The following is a 4,853-nucleotide window of genomic DNA, read 5'->3' on the forward strand; positions in this document are numbered from 1 at the left end:
GATGCCAGCTTGCACAAAACTCCGCATCAGTAAGAACAATAAAATACAACAAAGACGGAACTCTAACAAATTTCAACACTTCTGAAGCATCATATCTTGCCAGTATCTGGCAGACAGTTGACTCAACAATTGATTCAACAAAGGCTGGCTGCATAATAAGATATCTCAGAGGTGAGGATTTATCAAATGATTCAACATGTAAGAGTCTTCCCTATGTGCAGAGACCGAGAGAATTAAATATAAGTTCTTTTTGCAATGCAAACCTGACAGCAACATGGAAGCTTGGAGACATAATAAATTCAACCCCTTCGGTTGTCTCTGATCAGCCTGTAAATATTTACCACATAAAATATGGAGATAGCTCCTATGCTGAATTTATTAGAAATAATAGCTATAGAAATCGTCCAACAATTGCGTTTGTTGGAGCAAACGATGGAATGCTTCATGCCTTTAGAGTGGGCACAGCTGTAAATCAGCGAGATCCTGAACACCCTACAAAAATTCAGAATGCACCTAATGATACAGGAACTGATAAAATCGGGCAAGAAGAATGGGCATTTATACCAAAAAATGCCATACCATATTTAATCTGGTATGGAAAATCTGATTACTGCCATGTTCCAACAGTTGATTATAGAACCATTGTTGTTGATGCTAAGATTAACGGACAGTGGAGAACTCTTCTTGTTGGAGCAATGGGATTTGGAGGGAAGGCGATTCCACAGACAAATCCTCAATATTCATCAAGTGTATTTGTGCTTGATATTACTGATCCTACATCACTTCAGCTTGTGTGGGAGAGCCGTCTACCTGATAATACACTCACTCTTTCTTTTCCAGCTGTGTTGAAAGCTGATGATTGGTATTTAGTGATTGGCTCTGGTCCGAATGATCCTAAAGGGGAAAGCTCTTCCACTGCAAAAATATATTTTTTCAGACTTGCTGATGGCTACCTTACAAAAACTCTGACAGTAAAAGACGGGAATCAGACAGTAACAGCAGCAGTTGGCGATATCATGCCTGTTGATTTTGATTTTGACTACTCTGATGATGTGCTTTACTTTGGGACATATACCACAAACTCTGGAAATTTTTACAGGATTTATTTAAAAGGTAAGACCGTATCTGGACTTTCAGATAGTGATATTACTAAAGCTGTTTCAGTTTCAAGGCCAGTATTTGCAGCAGCGAATTTTACTGTTGATGAATTTGGCAAGCTATGGGTATTTTTTGGCACAGGAAGATATCTTAATAATACTGATAAAACAATTTCATATACAAACTACTTTATTGGATTTAAGGATGAATGTAAGGAAAGCGGTTGTAGTTATATTCTGGGTAGTTCAGGAATGGCAAATACAACCAGCACTCAAATTCAGGCAACAGTAACAGAGGTAAAAAAGATCTGCTCCTGTGATTCTTCTGGATGTAGTCAGGTTGATGTTGTTTATGATACAACTGCTGTAACTACAGCAGTTGAACCTGAGCATGGATGGTATTATCAACTTCCTGGAGAGGCTATTATATCTCAGCCGGCTGTGTTTGGAGGAAATGTTGATGTGCTTGTTTTTGCTCCTCCACAAGATATTTGCGCTTATGGAGGAAATACTGAATTGATGGCGTTATATTACAAGACAGGAACTCCTAATCCAAGACCTGCTGTGCTTTCAAGTCTTGCAACCAGTGGAACACAAGGTACTGTAACTGTTTATGCAAAAATTCCTATTGGAAGCGGCGCTCCTCCGTTTGGGAATCCGTTCCAGATTACTCAGGGAACAAGTTCAAAAGAATATACAAAGTTTGTGCAGGTATCAACAGGAGCTGTTTTAAGGATAGGACAACAAGTAGCCCCAGGATATGAAAGCAGGTTCATCTCATGGATAGAAAAATAGCAGGATTCAGCCTTTTTGAGCTTTTGGTGAGTTTTGCTATTCTGTCAATTCTTATGTATGTGGGTATTTCTCAATATGCAAGATATAAAGCAGAAAGAGAGCTTGTGCGTCAGGCAAACATGCTTGCAGATGAAATAAGCTGGATAAGGTCACAGTCAATAGCAAAAGAGCCTCACGGAATAAAAATTGATGTAAAAAACTATACAATATTTAAAGATGATGGAGATTGTCAATTAACTGATAATGATACTATTGTCAGTAGAAATAATTTTTTAACCGGGATTTCAGCAGATACATTAACTGTGGTTTTTGACAGAAGAGGATATTGTTATAATACCAGCTGTGGACTTGGTAGTAGCAGTATTACGCTCAGAAATGATAGAGGATCAACAAGATTAATATGCATTTCTCGGTATGGAAGAATAAGAGTAGAGACAGAGAAATGTCCAGATTAAATAGCAAAGGCTTTACATTGATTGAACTTTTGATTGCAACGATTATTGTTTTAGTTGTCATGCTCGGGCTTTTAAAAGGTATTCTTGAATACGAAAAATTCACTACAAGAGCAAAAATGAAGGACAGAGCAACTGAGATATCAAGACAATTTGCATCTTATATTGAGACTCTTCCCTATGCAAGCGATGGAAGTGGTATTACATCAATACTTTATACAAATAAATCTGAGTGGAATAATGTTCAATGTAGCTCTACATCATGCCTTTTTTTTGAACAACACCCAGAGTTTTACGACATAGGCTCACCAACTCTTTCTAATCCAATTAATGTTTCTTCCAATCTAAGGCTTTATCCATCAGCAAACAATGCTGGTGCACAATGTTCTTGCACAGGAGGCAACTGTCCTACAACACTTCCAGTATGCACATATGAGGGATTTTCAGGAAGACGAATTTATGTAGCAGTCAATATCGCAAGAATGGTGGATGATTATGGAAGAGAAACTGGCAAGGCAGCATCAGTAATGGTATGGTATTTTGAGCCATTTACAGATGAACTTAAGAAAATGGCAACTCTGGTAATTAAGGAGAAGAAATGAAAAAAGGGTATTCAATTGTTGAAATCCTTATTGTTATTGCTATAATGGGGATTCTGGCTGGAGGGATTATTTCTGCTTATCGCTTTATAGCAAAGGAAAATGTAACAAGGCACTTGTTTGCAAAGCAGGAGTCTGATGTAGCTGTGCTTGTAAATCAACTTTTAAAAGATGTTGAGTCCGCAGGCTTTGGAATTGATGCTAATACATTGGCATCTAACACAACAATATCTGGAGGGACTTTACAATTTCCTTCTTTAGCTTCAAGGGCAGAAAAATGGTCAGGATGCTGGGCAGTAGTGAAGAATGGTACATTAACAATACAAAGTAAGAATTTTTTAGGACAGAACTGTGAGTTTCCCAGTGCATGGTATATTGTCCTTGATCCTGTAAATAAAACAAATTTATGTCCATCAAATTCTGACTATTTATGCAGTGATTTAACAGGTATGAGTGGGATTGCTTTTTATGCTACAACAAACGATGATTATAAATATCCTCAATCTTTTATGGTTACTTATAATCTTACGCAGACAAACTTACCTAAGGAATGCGCCAGTGGAACATGGAATCTTACTAAAACTCTTGGAACACAAGGGAAGCATGGTTATCAGGCAAACCAGCCAGTTATCTCCTGCGTTTTCCCCAATGGATTTAGAGTCAAAGCAGGAATACAGAGGGGTAATTCAATTAACTATCAAGATGCGGTTTCTTCTTCGGATATTCAAAATCATAATCTTAAGTTATTTCGAATATGCCTGATTTTTCAGGTTGGTTCAGCTCAGAGTACTCCGTCAGCTCAACCAGGGTTTAGTACATTATGCGGAGGAGGTCCTAATATAGATCCTACATGGTGGAATAATACAGGGAGGTGGTATAGATGGAAGGTTATAGAGCAAGATATTTCATTAAACAATTATCAATAAACAATAGAGGAATGGCTCTTTTTTCTGCGATCCTTATAGCTCTTTTTGCATTGTTAGCACTGGCAGGACTTTATTTTGCCCTTATAAAACTGCTTGGCTCATCTCAGACAATAAAAACATATGCTTCAGTGAGAGATGCAGCAGCTGGAGGAGTTCATTCTGCGGTAATAATGATTCAATCAGGTTCATTTAATGAATACAGTCTTGGAGAGTGCACATCTCAGCCTATTGAGATTAATTTTAAACTTTATGGAAGTGATAGGCTTTTTAAAAACAAAATTACAGTGTGTTTAAGTGCATATAAAACTTTACCAGGATATGAAGTAACAGGAGTTGCCTATTCAAAATCAGGCGCAGGTTACAAAGGTTATATTTATACTATAATTTCAGAAGCAGAAGGACCGGAAAACACTCGTTCCAGAGTTGAAGCTATTTATGCAAGATAATTTTTAATTATAGAGGCATTTCATAGGAGAAGTAAATTTTTACGCCTTTTTCTTGAGCATACTTTCTCACAGGTGGTGATGCCTGATAGGTAACTGTTATGAGTATTTTTTCTCCTTTGAGAAGTGATTCAATTTTTTTGATTTTGTTGAGAAAGCTGTCTATGTCTGTCTTTTTAAGCTGGGTTTTGCATTCTCCGAGTATCCATTTTTCTTTACCGTCTGTTCTACCTTTGCCAAAGATGTTTATCTCTTCGTATCTGTTTGGTGAAATTTCAATGTAGTCTCTTTTGATAAAATCTATGGTTTGCAGAGCAAAATCTCTTTTTATTAGTTCAGGTAGTCCTTTGTATGCTCTGTCTTCAAGAACATAACCTACTGTGTGAGTGAGTCCTCCAAGTTGCTCTCTTGTTTTCTTGTGTTCACCTATAAGTTGTCTCAGTTCTTCTTCAGTGCGTTTTTGGGCTTCAGCAAGTTCAGCAATAGTTTGTTCAATTCTGGTAAGTCTTTGTTCGGATTTTCTTTGGGCTTCAGCAAGTTC

General features: G+C 37.4%; 6 protein-coding genes. 5 read left to right on the forward strand and 1 reads right to left on the reverse strand.

What is annotated here, in order from left to right; translation table 11 throughout:
* The 5 genes from ACP5O9_RS07065 to ACP5O9_RS07085 form a co-directional block, all read left to right on the forward strand.
* Window positions 1-1,892, forward strand: a 1,892-nt coding sequence (locus ACP5O9_RS07065) for a pilus assembly protein (RefSeq protein ID WP_428723711.1), incomplete at its 5' end; no start/stop codon positions are given.
* Window positions 1,877-2,347, forward strand: coding sequence for a pilus assembly FimT family protein (locus ACP5O9_RS07070; RefSeq protein ID WP_428723712.1), 471 nt, complete (start codon window positions 1,877-1,879; stop codon window positions 2,345-2,347). The genes ACP5O9_RS07065 and ACP5O9_RS07070, both read left to right, overlap by 16 nt.
* Window positions 2,335-2,946 carry a type IV pilus modification PilV family protein gene (locus ACP5O9_RS07075; RefSeq protein WP_428723713.1) on the forward strand — a complete coding sequence of 204 codons (612 nt, stop codon included), beginning with the start codon at window positions 2,335-2,337 and terminating at the stop codon, window positions 2,944-2,946. The genes ACP5O9_RS07070 and ACP5O9_RS07075 overlap by 13 nt, the downstream gene beginning before the upstream one ends.
* Complete coding sequence (locus ACP5O9_RS07080; RefSeq protein WP_428723714.1) at window positions 2,943-3,869, forward strand: type II secretion system protein; 927 nt, start codon at window positions 2,943-2,945, stop codon at window positions 3,867-3,869. The genes ACP5O9_RS07075 and ACP5O9_RS07080 overlap by 4 nt, the downstream gene beginning before the upstream one ends.
* Window positions 3,824-4,315 carry a hypothetical protein gene (locus tag ACP5O9_RS07085; RefSeq protein WP_353686724.1) on the forward strand — a complete coding sequence of 164 codons (492 nt, stop codon included), beginning with the start codon at window positions 3,824-3,826 and terminating at the stop codon, window positions 4,313-4,315. Before ACP5O9_RS07080 ends, ACP5O9_RS07085 begins: the two co-directional genes overlap by 46 nt.
* A 7-nt stretch (window positions 4,316-4,322) precedes the next feature.
* On the opposite strand, the gene ACP5O9_RS07090 is transcribed toward ACP5O9_RS07085, so the two are convergent.
* On the reverse strand, window positions 4,323-4,853 hold a 531-nt coding region (locus ACP5O9_RS07090), incomplete at its 5' end, for a chordopoxvirus fusion protein (RefSeq protein ID WP_424905101.1).

Origin of the sequence: Thermodesulfovibrio sp. (genome assembly GCF_049969575.1) — a bacterium.
GTDB lineage: Bacteria > Nitrospirota > Thermodesulfovibrionia > Thermodesulfovibrionales > Thermodesulfovibrionaceae > Thermodesulfovibrio > Thermodesulfovibrio obliviosus.